The sequence below is a fragment of the Paeniglutamicibacter psychrophenolicus genome, from assembly GCF_017876575.1.
Taxonomy (GTDB): Bacteria; Actinomycetota; Actinomycetes; order Actinomycetales; family Micrococcaceae; genus Paeniglutamicibacter; species Paeniglutamicibacter psychrophenolicus.
Genome location: NZ_JAGIOE010000001.1, coordinates 3,790,758 through 3,810,890, shown reverse-complemented (window position 1 = coordinate 3,810,890; position 20,133 = coordinate 3,790,758). Strand labels below are relative to the sequence as shown.

Sequence of the window (20,133 nt, the reverse complement as noted above, 5' to 3'; positions counted from 1 at the left end):
CATGACATTGCCGGTCATTGCCGTCCTGGGACCAACCGGAACGGGCAAATCAGACCTGTCGATCGCCCTGGCCCGGGAACTGGGCGGGGAAATCGTCAATGCCGACGCCCTGCAGTTCTACCGCGGCATGGACATCGGCACGGCCAAGCTCCCCGAGGACGAGCGCGGGGGCATCGCCCACCACCTGCTCGACATCATGGAGGTGCGCCAGGAAGCCAGCGTGGCACGCTTCCAGGCCGAGGCCCGGGGGATCTTTGCCCAGATCCGTGCCCGCGGACACGTGCCCATCCTGGTGGGCGGGTCCGGCTTGTATGTGCGCGCGGCCCTGGACGAGATCGATTTCCCGCCCACCGACCCGGTGGTGCGCCAACGCCTGGAAGCTGAGGCCGCGGCAGGCGGCATCGGAGCGCTGGCCGAGCGGCTGGCCGCCGTCGACCCGGACTCGGCCGCCCGGAACCTGGATGACAGGCGCCTGATCCGTGCCCTGGAAGTCCACGAAATCAGCGGCAAGCCCTTCAGCTCCTTCATGCCGCAACGGCAATACCACGCCCCGGCCATCCAGATCGGCCTGAACATCGACCGCTCGCTGCTGCATGCGCGGCTGGAGACGAGGGTGGCGAAGATGGTCGAGCAGGGCCTGCTCGAGGAGGTCCGCAGACTTGATTCCCAGGGGCTGCGGGAGGGCAAGACCGCCTCGCGGGCCATCGGCTACGCCCAGTTCCTGGCGGTGCTCGACGGAACGATGTCGCTGAAGGACGCCGCGGAAAAGACCGTCATTGCCACGCGCCAATTCGCCCGGCGCCAGGTCACCTGGTTCGGCGCCGATGACCGGGTCGCCTGGTTCGACCCGCTGGCACCCTCCCTGGTTCCCGGGGTCCTGGCCCGCATCCGCGCATCCTGATCCGGGGCACGGCCCCGGAAGCGGCGAAAATAGGCCGCGGGGTTTTGCTGCACGTATTCTTGAAACCATGAGATCGACCGAACCCGCCACCAGCACCATCCCCACCCTGCAAGAGGCGGTGGGCAGGCTTCCCTATGCCAAGGGTCATGGCACGGGAAACGACTTCATCCTCGTTGCCGACCCGCTGGATGTGCACAGCATCGAGCCCGGGCAGGTCGCCCGGATGTGCGACAGGCACCGGGGGATCGGCGGGGACGGGCTGATTCGCGCAGTCCCCTCCAGCACCCTGCCCGAGGGCCGGGCGATCCTGGAAACCCGCCCCGACGCCTATTGGTTCATGGACTACCGCAACGCCGACGGGTCCCTGTCGGAAATGTGTGGCAATGGCGTGCGGGTGTTCGTGCACTTCCTGGTCTGCGAAAACCTTGTGGAGATGCCGGTGGGCTCAACGCTTCCCATTGGCACGCGCGGGGGCCTGAAGATCGTCACGCGCCTGGAGGACGGCTACGCCGTGGACATGGGCACCTGGGAGTTCATCCATGCGCAGGCCGCAGCGACCAACGGCCTGGACTCCCGGGTGGAAACCACCGGGCTGGCCAACGTCCGCGGGGCCTTGAGCGTGTCCATGGGCAACCCGCACACCGTCGTGGCCATCTCCGACACCGGCGAGCTGGAGGGCATCGAGCTCACCTCGACCCCCGGGGTCGAGCCGCTGCCGGCGCACGGAACGAACGTCGAATACGTGCTGGCCGCCGACCCGCTGGTGAGCGGGGGCCGCGGCTCGGTGCGCATGCGCGTGCACGAACGCGGTGTCGGCGAGACGCTCTCCTGCGGCACCGGAGCCTGCGCGGCGGCCATCGCCACCCGGCACTGGGCCCAGGCCCACGACATCCGGCAGTGGTCGGTCCAGGTTCCCGGCGGGGAACTGGGCGTCGGCTTCGTCGATGGCCCCGACGGGCTCGAGCACGTGGTGCTCAGCGGCCCGGCGGTGCTGGTGTCCCGGGGCGAGGTTTCGGCAGCCTAAGGCCCTTGCCGCGAAGGAATCCTAGGATTCCTTCGGGCGTACAACCTTCAGGATCCGGAATGCCTTGTCCGTCGAGACCCTGCCGATGCTCCAGTCTTCCGGCAGGACCGTGCCCAGCCATTTCTGCAGCGAGTCCGCACCCAGGTTCTTTTGCACCACCAACCAGGCCTCTCCGCCCGGGGACAAGCGCGGCAGCCATAACAACAGCAGCTCGTGCAGCGCCTCCTTGCCGATCCGGATCGGCGGGTTGGACCAGATGGTGTTGTACGTCTGTGCCGGGTCGACGTCATCCGGAAGGGCGACCACCACGTTCTTCAGGCCCAGGGCTGCGGCGTTGTCTCGGGTTAGCGAGAGGCTTCGCTCATTGACGTCGACCGCGTGGACGGTTGCCTCCGGCGAGGCCAAGGCCATGGCGAGCGCGATCGGTCCCCAGCCGCAGCCGATGTCCAGAAGGTTTCCCTCGGCCGCCGGGGCCGGAACACCGCGCAAAAGCACCGCGGTTCCCTTGTCGATCCGGTCGGGGCTGAACACGCCGCCGGAAGACTGCAGCTTGCGCGTGGCACCGCCCAATTCGACGCTGATGGTGCGCCGCTTCTCTGGAGTGGAAGGTTGGGCGCTGAAATAGTGTTCCGGGCTCATCTTTGCAGGTTAACCGGCCACGGGTGACAAACCCAAACCCAAGGCCCCAAACGAGGCCCGGTTTCAATGTGAGATGCCTCAATGTGCATCGCGGAACAAAGTGATAGAGTTTTCCCTATGACTTACTTGTAAGACGCGACCGAACGCATTTCAGTCCCCGCATCCTTCCCAGGGCCCAGGCCCGATCCAGGGAAGTCGATCAGGCCGGACCGTTCGGCGGAGCGCCCAAAAGTCATTTCACGGTATCCAGCCCAAGAAAACACGCATCGTGTTCGTCGCCGGCCCCGCGAACCCACCCAGGCCGCACCGGATGGACCACGGCCACAGGTGCCCCCGGCGACACCTGAACCATCACCCCCAATCAAGGCAACCCCGGGACCGCGCCTCGCGAAGCGGCCCGGTCCTAGCATCCAGGGCAAACCGTTGCACACGGTGCCCGTCCAAGGAGCCACCATGCATAAGTCAGACAATCGCCACACCCAAGACAACCAATCCACGCACGAAGGCGCTTCTGTCGGTGCGGGGCACTATTCTGGAATACAGCAAGCAAAGGGGAACATGACCAATCCACAGCCTTCCGGCCCGCAGGACAGCGACATGGACGAGGCCCAGCTCCAAGCCGCCATCGAACGAATCCTTGCCAGCGACGCCGCCACAGCCAGCAAAAGCACGCACTTCGGTGCCCCGGAGGAAGAGAACATCCTCGCCGGACGCGCCCAGGCCCTGAGCAAGCAAGCTGGCGAGCACACCTCGTTCGACGGCGACCAGGAAGAGCTCGACGCACGCCGCGGCCTGCGCCGGGCGGCAAGCCTGTCCACCGAGCTCGAGGACGTCACCGAGGTCGAAAACCGGCAGCTGCGCCTCGAACGCGTGGTCCTGGCCGGCATCTGGAACGAAGGCACCGCCGAAGACGCGGAGAACTCCCTGCGGGAGCTGGCCGCCCTGGCCGAAACCGCGGGCTCCGAAGTGCTCGACGGCATGGTCCAGCGCCGCGCAAAACCCGACGCCGCGACCTACCTCGGGTCGGGCAAGGCCGTGGAACTGCGTGAAATCGTCGCGGCAACCGGCGCCGACACCGTCATCATCGACTCCGAGCTCGCGCCCTCCCAGCGACGCGCCCTCGAGGACGTCGTCAAGGTCAAGGTCATCGACCGCACGGCGCTGATCCTGGACATCTTCGCGCAGCACGCCAAGAGCCACGAGGGCCGCGCCCAGGTGGAACTGGCCCAGCTCGAATACCTGCTTCCGCGCCTGCGCGGCTGGGGCGAATCGATGTCCCGCCAGGCCGGTGGCCGGGTCGGCACCGCCGGCGGCGGCATCGGCTCCCGCGGCCCCGGCGAAACCAAGATCGAATTGGACCGCCGACGCATTCGCGACCGCATGGCCAAGCTCCGCAAGGAAATCAAGGGGATGCTCCCGGCCCGCGAGGCCAAGCGCGCCAACCGCAAGCGCAACGCCGTGCCCTCGGTGGCCATCGCCGGCTATACCAACGCAGGGAAGTCCTCGCTCCTCAACCGGCTCACCCATGCCGGTGTCCTGGTCGAAAACGCGCTGTTCGCGACGCTGGATCCCACGGTCCGCCAGGCCGAAACCAGCGACGGGCTGACCTACACGCTGGTGGACACCGTCGGCTTCGTGAAGTCGCTGCCCACCCAACTGGTCGAGGCCTTCCGCTCCACGCTGGAGGAAGTGGCCGACGCCAACCTGATCCTGCACGTGGTCGACGCCGCGCACCCTGACCCGGAAGGACAGATCCAGGCGGTGCGCGAGGTGTTCAACGACGTGAACGCGCGCGGCATCCCGGAAATCATCGTGCTGAACAAGGCGGATGTGGCAGACCCGTTTGTCGTCGAACGCCTGCGCCAGCACGAACCGAACCACGTCATCGTCTCGGCACGCACCGGCGAGGGCATCGAGGAACTGCTCGCGAAAATCAGTGCGGCAATTCCCCGCCCCGATGTCCAACTAGAATTGATGATTCCCTATGATCGAGGCGACGTGGTCAACAAGCTCCACGGCGCCGAGGCCGAGATCCTGGCCGTCGAACACACCGAAACGGGAACACGCATGATGGTCAAGGTCCGCGAAAGCATGGCCGCAGAAGTGGAGCAATTTAGTATTCATGGCTGAGGAATCAGATGTCATCGCCCTATTGGACGAAGCAGTGTCCAGCATGGGCGGACAAAGCCGGCCGGGCCAACACGAAATGACACGCCAGGTCGTGCGGGCCATGGAAACCGGCGAGCACCTGCTGGTGCAGGCGGGAACCGGAACCGGCAAGTCCATGGCCTACCTGGTCCCGGCGCTGGCCCACGCGCTGGAATCGGAAAAGCCGGTGGTGATTTCCACCGCAACCCTGGCGCTCCAGGCCCAGATCGTCGGCCGGGACGTTCCGCGCCTGCTGTCCTCGCTGAAGGGCAAGTTGCCGCGCGAGATGGACGTGGCCCTGGTCAAGGGACGCTCCAACTACGTGTGCCAGTACAAGCTCGGCGGCGGCTACCCCGATGACGACGAGGGTGCCCTGTTTTCGATGGATTCCGGCACCCCCGCACTGGGTGGTTCCGCGGACGGGCCCGGCTCGGCGCTGGGCAAGGAAGTGGTGCGGCTGCGGCAATGGGCCGAGCAGACCGACACCGGGGACCGCGACGACATCACCCCGGGTGTCAGCGACAAGGCCTGGCGCCAGGTTTCGGTCAGCGCGATGGACTGCCTGGGATCCCAAAAATGCCCCATGGCCTCCGAATGCTTCAGCGAACTGGCCCGTGCCCGCGCGGCCAACGCCGACGTCGTGATCACCAACCATGCGATGCTGGCCGTCTCGGCCTTCGAGGGACTGGCCGTGCTGCCGGACTTCGACACCGTCATCATCGACGAGGCCCACGAGCTGCAGGACCGCGTGACCTCCTCGGTGACCCGGCCCCTGTCGGTGGCCATGGTCCAGACCGCCGCCTCGGCGGCGCGCAAGCACTGCTCGGTCAGCGTTGACTCGCTGAACCAGGGTGCCAAGGCGCTGCAGCGCGCCCTGGAGGGCGTCCCCACCGGGCTCATGGCCCGCGGGTTGAACGAGGACCAGCAGGCGGCGATCAACCAGATCGCCGAGGCAGCACGCGTGGTGCTGTCCGATTCAAAGCCCGAGGCCAACGCCCCCGCCGACGGCGGACGCCAGATGGCCCGCTCGCAGGTCATGTACCTGGTGGAGCAGTGCAGCAAGATGCTTGAAATGACCGAGGAGCGGGAAGTCATCTGGGCCTCGCGCCCCGGGCACTTCAGCCCGGGGGAGGGCTACGTCCAACCCGACGAGTCCAGCCAGCCGACGCTGAATGTCGCCCCGCTCTCGGTCGCCGGCAAGTTGCGCGAGGGGCTCTTTGACGGCCGCACGGTGATCCTCACCAGCGCAACCCTGGCCATCGGTGCCGCCTTCGAACCCGTGGCGGGCACCCTCGGGCTCGTGGGCGAGGGGGCGCCGACCTGGAACGGTGTGGACGTGGGAAGCCCCTTCGACTATCCCAGGCAAGGCATCTTGTACGTTGCCAAGCACCTGCCCAAGCCCGGGCGCCAGATGTCCCAGGAAACCCTGTCCGAGATCGAGGACCTGATCAAGGCCTCCGGTGGCGGGGCGCTGGCGCTGTTCACCTCGCGCCGCGCCGCGGAGGAAGCCGCGGAGATCCTGCGGGCACGCCTGGACATCCCGATCCTGTGCCAGGGCGAATCCAGCATGAAGGCCCTGGTGGACCAGTTCTCCGCCGAACCCGACACCTGCCTCTTTGGCACGATGACGCTCTGGCAGGGCGTGGACGTGCCGGGCAACGCCTGCCGGCTGGTCATCATCGACAAGATCCCGTTCCCGCGGCCCGATGACCCGCTGTCCTCGGCCCGCAGCCGCGACGTGGCCAAGCACGGCGGCAACGGCTTCATGGCAGTGGCCGCGAGCCACGCCGCGGTGCGCCTGGCCCAGGGCGCGGGTCGACTGATCCGTTCGGTCAACGACAAGGGCGTGGTGGCAGTGCTGGACTCGCGCCTGGCCACCGAGCGCTACGGCACGTTCCTGCGTGCCTCGCTGCCACCCCTGTGGGCCACGCCCGACAAGGCGACGGTGATTTCCGCGCTCGAGCGCCTGAGCGAAGGCTAGAAAATCCTGGCCCGTGGGATCACGGGAAACACCTGAGGACCGGTCATTTGACCGGTCCTCAGGTGTTTGCGGGGGATGTGTGTTGGTGCGGGCCTAGACCGAACGCATGACCGATACGACCTTGCCCATGACGGTTGCGGCGTCACCGAGGATGGGTTCGTAGCGGGAGTTCTGCGGCAGCAGCCAGGTGTGCCCGTCGCGCTGCCGGAAGGTCTTCACCGTGGCTTCGTCCTCGAGCAGGGCCGCGACGATGTCGCCGTTGTTGGCGGTCTGCTGGCGGCGGACCACCACCCAGTCGCCGTCGCAAATGGCGGCGTCGATCATCGAGTCCCCGCTGACCTTCAGCATGAAGAGCTCGCCGTGTCCCACCAGTTGGCGCGGCAGGGCGAAGACGTCCTCGACCGCCTGGTCGGCCAGGATCGGACCGCCGGCGGCAATGCGCCCCACCAGGGGCACCATGGCGGTGTCCGCGGAGGTGGTCAGCTCCGAGACGCTCATCCCGTTGGCAGCCTTCAGGTCTGCCTGGCCCTCCACCACTTCGAGCTTGCTCTCGCTCTTGAGCTGCAGGGGAAGCAGGATCTCCATGGCCCGCGGACGGCGCGGGTCCCGGCGGATGTAGCCGAGCTTCTCGAGCTGGCTGAGCTGGTGGGTCACGCTTGAAAGGCTCGCCAGTCCCACGGCGTCCCCGATTTCCCGCATCGATGGCGGGTAGCCATTGGTGCTCACGGACCGCTGGATGGTCTCAAGAACCTTCTTCTGACGGATGGTCAGGCTCTTCGCGTCGCGTCGAGGGGTTCGTTGTTCGGTAGTCATTGTCAGTGCCTCATCCCGATCGTCGCCGGTTGCCCGCGCGTGCCGCAAATTGTCGGTGTGGACTGATGTAGTCAATACATCGCTCCACAACCCCCATCTTAGTAGACAAAGACACTACTTTCAAAGATTTGTTCGAACTGATCTGGACACGTGTCGTCCAAAGGTGCTAGAAATAAGATGCGCACTACGAACACACGTTCGAAAGATGCGTTCGAATAACCGTCATCTGTTCGAATGGGCCACCGGGCCTGTCCGGCAAATGAATACAGAGGAAAGGCAAAGACATGGCAAACACTGCTTTCTCGGCCCCGCTCCACCTTGTAATATCCGAGGACTACACCCCGGCGCCGCAATCCGCACTGGCTTCGCAGCCCGCGCTGGCGCCCCTGCGACTCACGCGCCGCGGAAAATTCGTGCTGATTGCACTTCCCATCTTCCTGGTCAGCGCGGCGGTGCTCATGCTCCTGGGCCTGTTCCAGTCCCCGGCCAACGCCTCGGACGACACCCCGCTGGGCGTGGAGGCCGTCACCGTCACCGTCATCGAGGGCGACACCTTGTGGGGGATTGCCCGGGAGTTCGCCCCGCAGCTCGAGCCCCGCGAAGCCGTTCGGCGGATCGGCGACATGAACAACCTCAACAGCTCCGTGCTGCACCCGGGTGCCGAACTCTTCGTCCCCACCGGAAGCTAGGGCCAATGCCCTTGGGCGCGCAGATCGATGCCGCGCCCGATCATTGCTAACCGTTTATTACCCGTGGCACCGGTGAAGATTCCAAGGTCACCGCGCCGCCGCCGTAGACTTGAGCCGTGAATGAACGGCTAAATCGCCTGGCAAATCTGCCCCTGCGAGAGAATCTTCAAGGTCTTGAACCTTACGGCGCACCCCAAATCGACGTACCCATCCAGTTGAACGTCAACGAAAACACCCATCCGCTTCCCGCGGAAGTGCACCGGGCCATCGTCGAAGAAGTCTCCGCAGCAGCCGTGGGACTGAACCGCTACCCGGACCGCGAGTTCACCGAATTGCGCGAACGCCTCGCCGCCTACCTGGGCCACGGACTGGACGCCGACAACGTCTGGGCGGCCAACGGATCCAACGAGGTCCTCCAGCAGATCCTGCAGGCCTTCGGCGGGCCCGGGCGCACGGTGATGGGTTTCCCTCCCACCTACTCGATGTACCCGCTGCTGGCCTCCGGGACCGACACCACCTACCTGGCCGGCGTCCGCTCGGCGGACTACGGGCTTTCGGCCATCGACGCCGCGGCGCAGGTCCGCGAGGCCGCGCCGAACATTGTCATCCTGTGCTCGCCGAACAACCCGACCGGCACCGCGCTGGGCCTGGATGTCGTCGAGGCCGTCTACGAGGCGGGCAAGGCCAGCAACGCCATCGTGATCGTCGACGAGGCGTACGCGGAATTCGCCCACACCGGGACGCTTTCGGCGCTTTCCCTGCTGCCGGGCCGCGAACGCCTCATCGTTTCGCGGACCATGTCCAAGGCGTTCGCCCTGGCCGGCGCCCGTCTCGGCTACCTGGCCGCAGCTCCGGAGGTCGCCGACGCGATCCGCCTGGTGCGGCTGCCGTACCACCTCTCGGCTGTCACGCAGGCAACGGCGAATGCCGCACTCAAGCACGCGGACATCCTGCTGGCCAACGTGGAGGCCATCAAGGTCCAGCGAGACCGCATCGTCAACGAGCTCACCCGGATGGGGCTGCACCCCGCCTCCAGCGATTCCAACTTCGTGTTCTTCGGGGGAGTCAAGGACACCAAGGCCATCTGGAACGGGCTGCTCGAGGCCGGGGTGATCATCCGCGACGTGGGGATTCCCGGCCACCTGCGGGTCACCGCGGGCACCGAGGACGAAACCACCGCCTTCCTTGTCCGCCTCGAGGAACTGCTCGATCAGGGTCCTCACACGCTCTCAAGCTAAACTTGGGGTAGGTGGCAATGGTGCCGGACGACGGGCCTTGGCCCTTCTTCCGATAGTGCATCGGTGTTCCGCCGCCCCACATCCTCGTCTCACCGCCTGATCTAAAGGAATGTGCATGTCTGCCGAAAAACTCACGGGTCGTCGCGCTCGCCTCGAACGCATCACCAGCGAGTCCTCCGTCTTTGTCGAACTCGATCTGGACGGCACCGGCCGCTCCGAAATCAGCACCGGCGTACCGTTCTACGACCACATGCTGACGGCACTGTCGAAGCATTCGCTCATCGACCTCACCGTGCGTGCCACCGGCGACATCGACATCGATGTGCACCACACCGTCGAGGACACCGCGATCACCATCGGCGAGGTGCTGCGCACCGCGCTGGGCAGCAAGGCAGGCATCCGCCGCTTCGGCACCGCCTACGCGCCGCTGGACGAGGCCCTGGCCCGCGCCGTGGTCGACATCTCCGGGCGCCCCTACCTGGTCCACGGCGGCGAGCCGGCCGGCCAGGAATACCACCTGATCGGTGGGCACTTCACCGGTTCGATGACCCGCCACGTGTTCGAGTCGCTGACCTTCCACGCGCAGATCTGCGCCCACATCGAGGTCATCTCGGGCCGCGACCCGCACCACATCGTCGAGGCCCAGTTCAAGGCCCTGGCCCGCGCGCTGCGCGAGGCCGTGGAAATCGACCCCCGCATCGGCGACGCCATCCCGTCCACCAAGGGTGCGCTGTAGATGGCGGCCAAGACCGTCACGGTCCTGGACTACGGGTCCGGCAATGTCCGTTCCGCCGTCCGGGCACTTGAGGCTGCCGGAGCGCAGGTCAAGCTCTCGGCCAAGCCCGAGGACATCCTCGAATGCGACGGGCTTTTCGTTCCAGGCGTCGGCGCGTTTGCCGCGGTCATGCAGGCGCTCAAGGACGTCGGTGCGATCCGCTGGATCGGACGGCGCATTGCCGGCGGCCGGCCGGTGCTCGGTGTCTGCGTCGGACACCAGGTCTTCTTCGACGAGGGCGTTGAGCACGGGATCCGCACCCCCGGATTGGGCGAATGGCCCGGCACCGTGGAGCTGCTCAAGGCCCCGGTCATCCCGCACATGGGATGGAACACCGTCACCCCTCCGGCCGGCAGCAAGCTGTTCGCCGGGATCGAAAACGAACGCTTCTACTTCGTGCACTCCTACGCGGTGCAGGAATGGAACTTCGAGGTCGCCCAGCCCAAGATGACCCCGCCGCAGGTCACCTGGGCCGAACACGGGGTCCCCTTCATCGCCGGCATCGAAAACGGGCCGCTGTGCGCCCTGCAATTCCACCCGGAGAAGTCCGGGGAAGCCGGGGCAAGATTGCTGCGCAACTGGTTGGAGAGCCTGTAGACCATGCTCATCTGGTCAGTTGTACTCATGGGCGTCGCCGGGATCCTCGCCGGCGGCGCGCTCTCCCTGCGCCAGCAACGTGCGCACCTCTCCTGGATCATCGCGGTCTGGGCGCTGGCCGGGCTTTCGCTCTTCGCCGCCTACCGCCTCACCCTGCTTTAGCCAACGGCCCACCTGCCGGCACCGCACCCCTGCCCCGGCACCGCCGACACCGAACCTAAGGATCGAACATGTCCGAGAACCAAAACAACATCCTTGAGCTGCTGCCCGCCGTCGACGTGGTGAACGGCCAGGCCGTGCGCCTGGTCCAGGGCGAGGCCGGCTCCGAGACCAGCTACGGCGACCCGCTCGAAAACGCCCTGGCCTGGCAGGAAGCCGGCGCCGAATGGGTGCACCTGGTTGACCTGGATGCTGCCTTCGACCGTGGCGCCAACACCGAACTGCTGGGCCGCATCGCCAAGGAACTGACCATCAAGGTCGAGCTCTCCGGCGGCATCCGCGACGACGAATCCCTCGAACGCGCCCTCGAATTCGGTGCCACCCGCGTGAACCTGGGCACCGCGGCCCTGGAAAACCCGGAATGGACCGCCCGCGCCATTGCCCGCCACGGCGACAAGATCGCCGTCGGCCTGGACGTGCGCGGCACCGTGCTTTCGGGCCGCGGCTGGACCAAGGAAGGCGGCGACATCTGGGACGTGCTCGCCCGCCTGGAAGACGCAGGCTGCGCCCGCTACGTGGTCACCGACGTGACCAAGGACGGAACGCTGCGCGGACCGAACGTGGAACTGCTGGCCGAGATGTGTAAGCGCACCTCCAAGCCGGTCATCGCCTCCGGCGGCATCTCCAGCCTCGAGGACCTGCGCGTGCTGCGCGGGCTGGTCCCGGCCGGCGTCGAGGGCGCGATCGTGGGCAAGGCCCTGTACGCGGGCAAGTTCACCATGGCCGAGGCCCTGGACGTGGCAGGCCGCCGCTAGGTCTCCGGCGCCGGCCACCTGGGCGGCGCACGGCAAGTGAAGTGAAAAGGGTGAAGTCCAACGGGCTTCACCCTTTTCCCGTCCCCGCCTGTGTTTCGGCGGATTCGGCTCGCGAAGCCGGGCGGGGATCGGGCATGCTGGGAGAATGAGTCTTCGACCTCCCCTTGCCTTCATCCCCGCCGAGACCGGCACAATTCCCGCCTCCGTCTCCCGGATGGCCGGGGACCAAGACAGCGAGGCGGTCTGGATCAACCAGGCCGGCGGTACGACCTACCGGATCGGGGCCGGCACCGCCACCGACAGGTACCTCAAGTACGCCCCGAGGGGCACCGCGGACCCCGATTTCGCCGCGGAGGCCCTGCGGCTTCGCTGGGCATCCGAGCATGCCCGCGTGCCGGAGGTGATCCAGGTCGGCAGCGACGAATCGGGAAGCTGGCTGCTCACCGCCGCCCTGCCGGGGGAATCCGCGGTGTCCGGGACCTGGATGAAACGCCCCGAGCTCGCCGCCCGTGCCCTGGGCGCGGGACTCCGGAAGCTGCACGAGTCCTTGCCGGTCCAGGATTGCCCCTTCGAATGGTCGGTGGGCGAGCGCCTCCGGGCCTTCGAGCAGCGCATCGCGGCGGGGGAGGGACCCGAAAACTGGAGCGGGGACTGCGTGCACCTGGGCATCGGCGAGGCCCGGGAACTGCTGTCCAACCCTCCGCTGCCCCTGGACCTGGTGGTGTGCCACGGCGACGCCTGCGCGCCGAACACGCTGCTGGACGGGCACGGGAACTTCTACGCCCACGTGGATCTGGGCGAGCTCGGTGTGGCCGACCGCTGGGCGGACCTTGCCGTCGCGGCCTGGAGCACCGCCTGGAACTACGGGTCCGGGTACGAGGACCACGTCTATGCCGGCTACGGGATCGAACCGGATGCAACTCGCATCGGGTACTACAGGATGCTCTGGGACCTCAGCTAGCCGGGCCGCCCCGGCGCCGCGCCGCAGTTGCTGCGCGCGAGCTTCGCCACAAGGTGCGGACCTTCCACCGGCAGGGATCCGCCGTGGCACATGGGCCGCAGCCCCGTGGGCTGGGTAAACAGCCGATCAGGCCCCGGCGCGGGCGCGGGATAGCATGGGCGTATGAGCGCGAATCCTCCTTCTTCCCCCGCCGGCCAGGGTGCCGAACGACACCTGCCCGGCCACATTGCCGCGGCCCTGCAGCGCGCCGGCGGCGCCGTCGACTCGGCGGGGCAAAGCTGGGAAGGCCGGGACCTGTCCGGCGAGGGAAACCCGCTGCACAACTTCGACAACGACAACGGCCTGATCGACCCGAAGCTCGAGGCCGCCCTGGCCGCCCTGGCCGCGGGAACCGGCAGCGAACAGCAGGTCCACGCAGCCCTGGCCGAGGCCCGCGTCTACATTGCCGTGGTGGCCCAGCTGGCCGAGGGCGGCCTGGGGGAGCACGGCTTCACCGAGGACAAGGAAGCTGACATGGCACTGGTCACGCTCACCGCCCCGGACGGGCGCAAGGCCCTGCCCGTTTTCAGCAGCGTCGACAACCTCCAGGCCTGGCACGCCGAGGCCCGCCCCGTGGCGGTCTTCGCGCCGCGCGCCGCGCTCTCCGCGGTTTCCGAGGAAGCCCAGATGCTGGTGCTCGATCCCGGAACCGACTTCACCTTCGTGCTGCGCCGCCCGGGCATGTGGTCGCTGGCCCAGCAACGCGCGTGGACCCCCAGCTACCTCAACGAGGAGCTGGCCGCGGCCATCGAGGAGCAGGTGGCCTCGGAGGACGCCCTGGCAGGGATCCACATGGCACCTGGCCAGGGCGTGGGAACGCGCACCGCCGCGGGCACCGCCGTGCCCGGCGGGGGATCGGGCCCCGAACTGCGCCTCGAATTCCTCTTCCGCCCCGGCACCGACGAGACTGCAGCCCGCGACTGCGTCACCCGCGTGCACACCCGGCTGGCCGCCAGCCGGCACTTCGCCGAGAACGTCGACTCGCTCGAGGTCGCCCTGCGGGCGGCACCCGGCACCGGCGCATGAAATTCGGTCGCTACGGCCAACTGCTGAAGCAACCCGGGGTTGGTGCCCTGCTGCTCATCGGCATGGTCGCCCGGCTGCCGCACGCCGCGATCGGCATGCTCCTGCTGCTGCACCTGGTCAACGAACTGGACCAGGAATGGGGATCGGCCGGACTCGTTGTTGCCCTGATGACCATCGGCATCGCCCTGGGTGCACCCTGGCGCGGGCACGTCGTTGACATGTACGGGCTGCGCCGGGCCCTGATCCCCTCGGTCATCGCCGAGGTCGTGGTCTGGAGCATCGTCCCGCAGGTCTCCTTCATGTGGGTGCTGCCGCTGGTGTTCATCGGCGGGCTTTTCTCGCTGCCGGTGTTCTCCGTGGTGCGCACCGCGCTGGGCGTGATGACCACCGGGGACACCCGGCGTTCGGCCTTCGCGCTGGACGCCATGGCCACCGAGCTGGTCTTCATCGTCGGCCCCGCGGGCGCCGGCATCGTGGCGACCTCGCTGGACACCACCGTCGGGATGATCGGCATCGGCATCGCCTCCTCGGTCTCCGGGCTCGCGCTGATGCTGTTGAACCCGCCCACGCGCTCCGGCCAGCCCGGCGCCGTTGCGCACAAGGCCAACCCGCATGAGGAGCGCCTCGGGGCCGAGGCCTCGCTGATCGCCGCGGGCCCCGGCGGCCTGGCCGACGTGGAGGCCGAGCTGATCGTGGCCGGCGCGAAGTCGACCAAGGCCCGGGTCGCGGCGCGCGGGCGCAGCTTCCGGCACAAGTTCGGCTGGGTCAGCGCCTCGGTCGTCGCGGTGTTCATCGCCGCCTCCGGGGCCGGGCTGGTGCTCTCGGGCACCGAGGTCGGCATCCTCTCGTTGCTGGACGAGAACGGCAGCGAGGGCCAGCTGGGCATCGTGTTCCTGTTCTGGTGCGGAGCCTCGCTGCTGGGCGGCTTGGTCTACGGCAGCCTGAACCGGCGCATCTCCCCGATCGTGCTGCTGCTGGCAATGGCCGTGCTGACGGTGCCGATGGCGTTTGCCACCGACACCTGGTCCCTGGCCCTGCTCTCGATCCTGCCCGGGATGCTCTGTGCCCCGGTGCTCTCGGCGGCCTCGGAATGGCTGACCGACCTGGTGGCGGAAAAGCGCCGCGGCGAGGCCATGGGTTGGTACGGATCGGCGTTGACCGGCGGCACCGCGTTGGGTTCCCCGATCACCGGGGCGACGGTGGACGGCTTCGGGGCCAATGCCGGATTCATCATGGTAGGTGTCATCGGGGCGGTCATCTGCGCCGTGGCCTTGGTGTCCCAGCAGGTCCGGCGCCGGCGCGCCCGCGGCCGGGCCAGGGTGCTGGTGCCGGAAGGCTAGGACCGAAGCAGGACCACAAAAAAGTCCCCCGCCGGAAAACCGGTGGGGGACTTTTGTGCCTTGCGGCCGAGTCCGGCCGGGAGGATCGAAATGCCTCGAAACTCCGATGTGGTCAATCTCTCGGCCGCGAGCGGTCCATGGGTCGAAGTGTTACCTGGATTTAGAGGGTGTTAGTTCACCGGGCCGGTGAGCTTTTCGCCCGGGCCCTTGCCCGGCTCGTCCGGGAACGAGGAGGCCTCGCGGAAGGCCAGCTGCAGTGAACGCAGGCCGTCGCGCAACGGTCCGGCGTGCTGGGAGCCGATTTCCGGGGCTGCGGAGGTGACCAGGCCGGCCAGTGCCGTGATGAGCTTGCGGGCCTCGTCGAGGTCCTTCAGCTCTTCGGCGTCGTGGCCCTCGGCCAGGCCGCATTTAACCGCGGCGGCGCTCATGAGGTGCACAGCGGCGGTGGTGATGATTTCAACGGCTGCCACCTCGGCAATGTCGCGAATCTCGTTGGTGGCGTTGTTGGAGTCCGGATTGGTTTCAGGAGTGCTCATACTGCTAAGCTTTCCATAGACCGACTGAATCCGTGCATTTGGATGCGTCGTCCACCTCGGTGGATGCGACCGAAAGCGCCTGGGTTCAGTATGCAAGTGGAGGCCACTCCCACCCGCAGCAGCCGAATCAGGCGGCCGGGTAAGTTCGGTACCGATTGATCCCGCGGGATTCGTCGGTTGGATGATTTTTCATCGATCGAATTCGAGGCCTTCGCCTGCACCTGCAGCCGAAGGCCTTTCTTTTTGCTGCGGTGGCCTGAAACTACGAACTACTCAGGAGCAACACATTAGCGATCCACGCATTAATGATCGAATCCGCGTCCCAGAGGTGCGGCTTGTCGGGCCTGCCGGTGAACAGGTTGGCATTGTCCGTATTGAGGATGCTCTTCGTCTTGCCATCGAGTCCGACCTTGATCTCGTGGAGGTGGCACCCACTGCCAAGCCTCCCGTGTGCAAGCTGATGGACTTCGGAAAGTACAAGTACGAGGCCGCCGTCAAGGCACGCGAAACGCGCAAGAACCAGACGAACACCGTGCTAAAGGAAATCCGTTTCCGTCTGAAGATCGACAAGCACGACTACGAAACCAAGGTCGGCCACGCGCTGCGCTTCCTCGGAGCCGGTGACAAGGTCAAGGCCATGATCCAGTTCCGTGGCCGCGAACAGCAGCGTCCGGAAATGGGCATCCGCCTGCTCAACAAGTTCGCCGAGGCAGTTGCCGAGTTCGGACTGGTTGAGTCCACCCCCCGCATCGATGGCCGCAACATGGTCATGGTTGTAGGACCGCTGAAGAACAAGGCCGAGGCCAAGGCCGAAGCCCGTCGCCTGGAACAGCGCGACGCGGACAAGGCCAAGGCAGCGAACCCCAAGGCAAAGATGGACACCTCGGAGCCCCAGGGCGACATCGGCGGTTCGGTTGCCGATGTCATCGAGTCGGACATCATGGAAAAGCTTGCCAAGGTACGTGCGGAAGCAGCAGCCGAAGAGGCCGCCGCCAAGCTCGCACCCAAGGTCGCCCCGGTCAAGGCAGCCCCGGCAGTGGCCAAGGCCCCTGTCAAGGCAGCCCCGGTGCGCGAAGCGTCAAGCCGTCCGGCAGTCTCCAAGGCTCCGGTTCGTCCGGCAGCCAGCAAGCCGGTTAGCGCTCCGGCGCCGGCCGCCAAGCCGGTCGTTGCAGCCAAGCCGGTTGCAGCACCGAAGCCGATGGCCGTTCCCAAGCCAATGGCCATGGCTCCAAAGCCTGCGGGCAAGCCGGGTCCCAAGCCCGCAACCCGCGCCGCCAAGCCCGGGACGACCAAGTAAGGTCGTCCCGAGCAGGGCACGCTCGCAAGAGCAACACCAGAACCACGGATTCCCCCAAACGCGGGAGTCCGCAAGATCCCCGGCCCGACAGGACCCCGGGAGCAAGTAAGGAGAACGGCGGATATGCCGAAGTTCAAGACCCATAGTGGCGCCAAGAAGCGCTTCAAGCTCACCGGTAGCGGCAAGATCATGCGCCAGCAGGCCAACCGCCGTCACTACCTGGAGCACAAGTCCTCGCGCATCACCCGTCGCCTGGCTTCTGACCAGTTGGTCGCCAAGGCGGACGTCAAGACCATCAAGCGGATGCTCGGTATCTAACTCCAGTCCGTCTTGGGATTCCGATCCTGGAATCCCGACCACATAAAGATTTTTCGCCAGACCGCCACGATGCGGCTGGGCGAGACAGAAACAAAGGAGTACACACGTGGCACGTGTGAAGCGGGCAGTAAACGCCCATAAGAAGCGTCGCGTCATTCTTGAACGCGCAAAGGGCTACCGCGGTCAGCGTTCGCGCTTGTACCGCAAGGCCAAGGAGCAGCTGCTCCACTCGTTCGTCTACAGCTTCGGCCACCGCCGCAAGCGCAAGGGTGACTTCCGTCGCCTGTGGATCCAGCGCATCAACGCTGCATCCCGCGCGAACGGCCTGACCTACAACCGCCTGATCCAGGGCCTGAAGGCCGCTGAGGTCGAGGTTGACCGCCGCATGCTGGCCGAGCTGGCCGTGTCGGATGCCAACGCATTCGCCACCCTGGTTGCGGTTGCCAAGAACGCCCTCCCGGCCGATGTCAACGCCCCGAAGGCCGCCGCCGCAGTCGTTGCTGCTCCGGTTGCCAAGAAGGCCGCTGCCAAGAAGGCTGCCGCTCCGGCTGCCGAAGCTGCAGAGGCTCCGGCCGGCTTCGTCATCAAGGGCAACGCCCAGTCGAACAAGTACCACGTACCGGGCTCGACCTGGTACGACCAGACCGTTGCCGAAGTTTGGTTCGAGACCATCGAATCCGCCAAGGCCGCAGGCTTTGAGCCTGCAGGTGGCGAATCCCGCCAGCAGATCAAGGACGCCTAGTCCTTGAGCTTCTAAGCTCTTGTCCAAAGGGACGGAATCGTTAGCGATTCCGTCCCTTTGGCGTATCCCCGGTAAAGTCGTTCTCATGAATCTTGCCGGAGACAATGAATTGACCATGACCAACGTCCGTGCCGAAAAGGTTCGCGAAGTGGCCCGACTGGCCACCCGCACCGGGCGTGCCCGCAGCGGCGAGTTCCTGGCCGAGGGCCCGCAGGCCGTCCGCGAGGCCCTGCGCCTGCATCTTGAGAACGCCGAACATGGCCGGGCCGAGGTGGTCCGTGCTGTCTACGCAACCGAGGACTGCCTGGACAAGCACCCCGAACTCGAGGTCATGTCGAACAAGGCCGAGCGCGTGCACACACGCTTGGTCAACCAGGAAGTCCTGGCGGCAATGGCCGACACCGTGACCCCGCAGGGCATCGTGGCCGTGTGCATCATCCCCGAAACCAGCCTGCAGGACGTGGCCGACACCAAGCCGCGCCTGGTGGCGGTGCTGACCCGCGTGCAGGACCCGGGCAACGCGGGAACCATCATCCGCGCCGCTGACGCCGCCGGCGCCGATGCCGTGGTGCTCACCAGTGGCAGCGTGGACATCTACAACCCCAAGTCCGTGCGCTCCACCGTCGGTTCCATCTTCCACCTGCCGATCATCACCAACGCCGATTTCGGGTCAACCATGGCCGCCTTCAAGGGCCAGGGCTCCACCATCCTCGCCGCCGACGGGTACGGGGCAGCGGACCTGGACGCCCTCCAGGACGCTAGCGCCGCACGTCGGGCCGGCAGCACCGAACCGGCCCCGGAGGGCCAGCCGGTGCTGGAGGAACCCACCGTGTGGATCTTCGGCAACGAGGGCCAGGGACTGGACGAGACCGAACTGGCCGGAGCGGACCACCGCGTGGCGGTGCCGCTGTACGGGATCGCCGAATCGCTGAACGTGGGAACGGCCGCCACCATGTGCCTGTACGCCTCCGCGCGCGCCCAGCGCCGCGGCTGAGCCGGCCCCGCCGCGGTAAAGCCCGTGGCATAGGATGGGGCAGGAACGCCTAAACACCATGTCAAGACCTCCTGCCTGCCGGTGGCGGGAGCTGCCGGACGGAACATCGTGCGGGAACCTGGAACACACGAACCATAGAGAGTAGGGACGCCATGGCAGCATCGGGCGGAACGAAAGCGGTGGTCGCCGCGTTGGCGGCCAACCTGACCATTGCGCTGTTCAAGTTTGTGGCCTGGGCCGTGACGGCCTCGTCCTCAATGCTCGCCGAAGCCATCCACTCGGTGGCCGACTCGGGCAACCAGGTCCTCCTGCTCGTTGGCGGGAAGAAGGCCCGGAAGGAGGCGGACCAGGAGCACCCCTTCGGCTACGGCCGGGAACGCTACGTCTACTCCTTCATCGTCTCCATCGTGCTCTTCAGCGTCGGCGGCCTGTTCGCCCTCTACGAGGCGTGGCAGAAATTCAAGGACCCGCACGGCATCGAAGGAAAATGGTGGTGGGTGCCTCTGGCGGTGCTGATCGGCGCGATCGTTGCCGAGGCTTTCTCCTTCCGCACCGCGATCAAGGAATCCAACCTGGTGCGCGGCAAGCAGTCCTGGGCCAAGTTCGTGCGTACCGCCAAGGCACCGGAACTGCCGGTGATCCTGCTCGAGGACCTCGGGGCGCTCATCGGCCTGGTCCTGGCGCTGTGCGGCGTCAGCCTCACCCTGCTGACCGGAAACGGGATCTTTGATGCCGCGGGCACCGCCTGCATCGGCCTGCTCCTGGTGGCCATCGCCATCGTGCTGGCGGTGGAGACCAAATCCCTGCTGCTGGGCGAATCGGCAACCGCCGAGCACGTGAACCTGATCGCGGCGGCCATCACGGCCGAGGGCGCGCGCCTGATCCACCTCAAGACCCTGCACCTGGGGCCGGAGGAAATCCTGGTTGCGGCCAAGATCTCCGTTCCCGTGAACGCCACCGGGGCGCAGATTGCCGCCGCGATCGATTCGGCCGAAATACGGATCCGCGCCGCGGTGGAGCATAAGTGCGTGATCTACATCGAACCTGACATCCTGGTCTCCACCGATGCGGTTCCCCAGACGGTTGCGGAGCAGGGTTAGA

At 66.7% G+C, this 20,133-nt stretch carries 21 protein-coding genes; 18 read left to right on the top strand and 3 right to left on the bottom strand.

The window, feature by feature from the left end; all coding sequences use genetic code 11:
- The first annotated feature begins 1 nt into the window (after position 1).
- Together miaA and dapF are read left to right on the top strand one after the other, a co-directional pair.
- On the top strand, positions 2-901 hold the full coding sequence (gene miaA, locus JOF46_RS17275; RefSeq protein ID WP_209909328.1) for a tRNA (adenosine(37)-N6)-dimethylallyltransferase MiaA: 900 nt from the start codon (positions 2-4) through the stop codon (positions 899-901).
- Between the two features lie 67 nt (positions 902-968).
- Positions 969-1,925, top strand: a complete 957-nt coding sequence (dapF, locus tag JOF46_RS17270) for a diaminopimelate epimerase (RefSeq protein ID WP_209909325.1) — start codon at positions 969-971, stop codon at positions 1,923-1,925.
- 21 nt (positions 1,926-1,946) lie between these two features.
- On the opposite strand, the gene JOF46_RS17265 is transcribed toward dapF, so the two are convergent.
- The gene (locus tag JOF46_RS17265; protein ID WP_209909323.1) at positions 1,947-2,564 is read right to left on the bottom strand and encodes a class I SAM-dependent methyltransferase; all 618 of its coding nucleotides are present in this window, start codon (positions 2,562-2,564) and stop codon (positions 1,947-1,949) included.
- Positions 2,565-3,122: 558 nt separating this feature from the next.
- Here JOF46_RS17265 and hflX point away from each other — a divergent pair.
- Positions 3,123-4,694 (top strand): GTPase HflX, encoded by a 1,572-nt coding sequence (gene hflX / locus JOF46_RS17260; protein ID WP_209909320.1) that lies wholly within the window; start codon positions 3,123-3,125, stop codon positions 4,692-4,694.
- Positions 4,687-6,693, top strand: a complete 2,007-nt coding sequence (locus JOF46_RS17255) for an ATP-dependent DNA helicase (protein WP_209909315.1) — start codon at positions 4,687-4,689, stop codon at positions 6,691-6,693. Before hflX ends, JOF46_RS17255 begins: the two co-directional genes overlap by 8 nt.
- A 93-nt stretch (positions 6,694-6,786) precedes the next feature.
- On the opposite strand, the gene lexA is transcribed toward JOF46_RS17255, so the two are convergent.
- On the bottom strand, positions 6,787-7,506 hold the full coding sequence (lexA, locus tag JOF46_RS17250) for a transcriptional repressor LexA (protein ID WP_209909312.1): 720 nt from the start codon (positions 7,504-7,506) through the stop codon (positions 6,787-6,789).
- A gap of 284 nt (positions 7,507-7,790) precedes the next feature.
- On the opposite strand from lexA, the gene JOF46_RS17245 reads away from it, so the two are divergent.
- From JOF46_RS17245 to JOF46_RS17205, 9 genes are all read left to right on the top strand, one after another.
- Complete coding sequence (locus JOF46_RS17245) at positions 7,791-8,195, top strand: LysM peptidoglycan-binding domain-containing protein (RefSeq protein WP_209909309.1); 405 nt, start codon at positions 7,791-7,793, stop codon at positions 8,193-8,195.
- Between the two features lie 116 nt (positions 8,196-8,311).
- Positions 8,312-9,433, top strand: coding sequence for a histidinol-phosphate transaminase (locus tag JOF46_RS17240; protein ID WP_209909306.1), 1,122 nt, complete (start codon positions 8,312-8,314; stop codon positions 9,431-9,433).
- Between the two features lie 115 nt (positions 9,434-9,548).
- A complete protein-coding gene (gene hisB / locus JOF46_RS17235) occupies positions 9,549-10,169 on the top strand; it encodes an imidazoleglycerol-phosphate dehydratase HisB (protein ID WP_209909303.1) in 621 nt (206 codons plus the stop codon).
- The gene (hisH, locus tag JOF46_RS17230) at positions 10,170-10,805 is read left to right on the top strand and encodes an imidazole glycerol phosphate synthase subunit HisH (protein WP_113762962.1); all 636 of its coding nucleotides are present in this window, start codon (positions 10,170-10,172) and stop codon (positions 10,803-10,805) included. It begins immediately after the preceding gene.
- Positions 10,806-10,808: 3 nt separating this feature from the next.
- On the top strand, positions 10,809-10,967 hold the full coding sequence (locus tag JOF46_RS17225) for a hypothetical protein (protein ID WP_209912134.1): 159 nt from the start codon (positions 10,809-10,811) through the stop codon (positions 10,965-10,967).
- Between the two features lie 68 nt (positions 10,968-11,035).
- Positions 11,036-11,779, top strand: a complete 744-nt coding sequence (gene priA, locus JOF46_RS17220; protein ID WP_209909300.1) for a bifunctional 1-(5-phosphoribosyl)-5-((5-phosphoribosylamino)methylideneamino)imidazole-4-carboxamide isomerase/phosphoribosylanthranilate isomerase PriA — start codon at positions 11,036-11,038, stop codon at positions 11,777-11,779.
- A 145-nt stretch (positions 11,780-11,924) separates the two neighbouring features.
- Positions 11,925-12,740, top strand: a complete 816-nt coding sequence (locus JOF46_RS17215; RefSeq protein WP_209909297.1) for an aminoglycoside 3'-phosphotransferase — start codon at positions 11,925-11,927, stop codon at positions 12,738-12,740.
- 162 nt (positions 12,741-12,902) lie between these two features.
- Positions 12,903-13,805, top strand: coding sequence for an SseB family protein (locus JOF46_RS17210; protein WP_209909294.1), 903 nt, complete (start codon positions 12,903-12,905; stop codon positions 13,803-13,805).
- A complete protein-coding gene (locus tag JOF46_RS17205; RefSeq protein WP_209909291.1) occupies positions 13,802-15,145 on the top strand; it encodes an MFS transporter in 1,344 nt (447 codons plus the stop codon). The genes JOF46_RS17210 and JOF46_RS17205 overlap by 4 nt, the downstream gene beginning before the upstream one ends.
- A 170-nt stretch (positions 15,146-15,315) precedes the next feature.
- Here the strand turns inward: JOF46_RS17205 and JOF46_RS17200 are convergent, their stop codons facing one another.
- Positions 15,316-15,681, bottom strand: a complete 366-nt coding sequence (locus JOF46_RS17200) for a DUF1844 domain-containing protein (protein ID WP_113762958.1) — start codon at positions 15,679-15,681, stop codon at positions 15,316-15,318.
- Positions 15,682-16,009: 328 nt separating this feature from the next.
- On the opposite strand from JOF46_RS17200, the gene infC reads away from it, so the two are divergent.
- From infC to JOF46_RS17175, 5 genes are all read left to right on the top strand, one after another.
- Positions 16,010-16,978, top strand: coding sequence for a translation initiation factor IF-3 (gene infC, locus JOF46_RS17195; RefSeq protein WP_425355066.1), 969 nt, complete (start codon positions 16,010-16,012; stop codon positions 16,976-16,978).
- 123 nt (positions 16,979-17,101) lie between these two features.
- Positions 17,102-17,296, top strand: coding sequence for a 50S ribosomal protein L35 (gene rpmI / locus JOF46_RS17190; protein WP_007272446.1), 195 nt, complete (start codon positions 17,102-17,104; stop codon positions 17,294-17,296).
- A gap of 106 nt (positions 17,297-17,402) precedes the next feature.
- Positions 17,403-18,038, top strand: a complete 636-nt coding sequence (gene rplT / locus JOF46_RS17185; RefSeq protein WP_209909285.1) for a 50S ribosomal protein L20, sunset domain variant — start codon at positions 17,403-17,405, stop codon at positions 18,036-18,038.
- Positions 18,039-18,123: 85 nt separating this feature from the next.
- The gene (locus tag JOF46_RS17180; protein WP_209909282.1) at positions 18,124-19,032 is read left to right on the top strand and encodes a TrmH family RNA methyltransferase; all 909 of its coding nucleotides are present in this window, start codon (positions 18,124-18,126) and stop codon (positions 19,030-19,032) included.
- A 152-nt stretch (positions 19,033-19,184) separates the two neighbouring features.
- On the top strand, positions 19,185-20,132 hold the full coding sequence (locus JOF46_RS17175; RefSeq protein ID WP_209909280.1) for a cation diffusion facilitator family transporter: 948 nt from the start codon (positions 19,185-19,187) through the stop codon (positions 20,130-20,132).
- Position 20,133 lies beyond the last annotated feature (1 nt).

Excerpts from the sequence above, each read along its gene's own strand:
- JOF46_RS17210 (WP_209909294.1), top strand. The coding sequence starts at position 12,903 with ATGAGCGCGAATCCTCCTTCTTCCCCCGCCGGCCAGGGTGCCGAACGA.
- JOF46_RS17180 (WP_209909282.1), top strand. The coding sequence starts at position 18,124 with ATGAATCTTGCCGGAGACAATGAATTGACCATGACCAACGTCCGTGCC.
- dapF (WP_209909325.1), top strand. The coding sequence starts at position 969 with ATGAGATCGACCGAACCCGCCACCAGCACCATCCCCACCCTGCAAGAG.
- hflX (WP_209909320.1), top strand. The coding sequence starts at position 3,123 with ATGACCAATCCACAGCCTTCCGGCCCGCAGGACAGCGACATGGACGAG.
- priA (WP_209909300.1), top strand. The coding sequence starts at position 11,036 with ATGTCCGAGAACCAAAACAACATCCTTGAGCTGCTGCCCGCCGTCGAC.
- hisH (WP_113762962.1), top strand. The coding sequence starts at position 10,170 with ATGGCGGCCAAGACCGTCACGGTCCTGGACTACGGGTCCGGCAATGTC.
- miaA (WP_209909328.1), top strand. The coding sequence starts at position 2 with ATGACATTGCCGGTCATTGCCGTCCTGGGACCAACCGGAACGGGCAAA.
- JOF46_RS17175 (WP_209909280.1), top strand. The coding sequence starts at position 19,185 with ATGGCAGCATCGGGCGGAACGAAAGCGGTGGTCGCCGCGTTGGCGGCC.
- JOF46_RS17245 (WP_209909309.1), top strand. The coding sequence starts at position 7,791 with ATGGCAAACACTGCTTTCTCGGCCCCGCTCCACCTTGTAATATCCGAG.
- JOF46_RS17205 (WP_209909291.1), top strand. The coding sequence starts at position 13,802 with ATGAAATTCGGTCGCTACGGCCAACTGCTGAAGCAACCCGGGGTTGGT.
- rpmI (WP_007272446.1), top strand. The coding sequence starts at position 17,102 with ATGCCGAAGTTCAAGACCCATAGTGGCGCCAAGAAGCGCTTCAAGCTC.
- JOF46_RS17215 (WP_209909297.1), top strand. The coding sequence starts at position 11,925 with ATGAGTCTTCGACCTCCCCTTGCCTTCATCCCCGCCGAGACCGGCACA.
- JOF46_RS17225 (WP_209912134.1), top strand. The coding sequence starts at position 10,809 with ATGCTCATCTGGTCAGTTGTACTCATGGGCGTCGCCGGGATCCTCGCC.
- JOF46_RS17265 (WP_209909323.1), bottom strand. The coding sequence starts at position 2,564 with ATGAGCCCGGAACACTATTTCAGCGCCCAACCTTCCACTCCAGAGAAG.
- lexA (WP_209909312.1), bottom strand. The coding sequence starts at position 7,506 with ATGACTACCGAACAACGAACCCCTCGACGCGACGCGAAGAGCCTGACC.
- JOF46_RS17200 (WP_113762958.1), bottom strand. The coding sequence starts at position 15,681 with ATGAGCACTCCTGAAACCAATCCGGACTCCAACAACGCCACCAACGAG.
- JOF46_RS17255 (WP_209909315.1), top strand. The coding sequence starts at position 4,687 with ATGGCTGAGGAATCAGATGTCATCGCCCTATTGGACGAAGCAGTGTCC.
- hisB (WP_209909303.1), top strand. The coding sequence starts at position 9,549 with ATGTCTGCCGAAAAACTCACGGGTCGTCGCGCTCGCCTCGAACGCATC.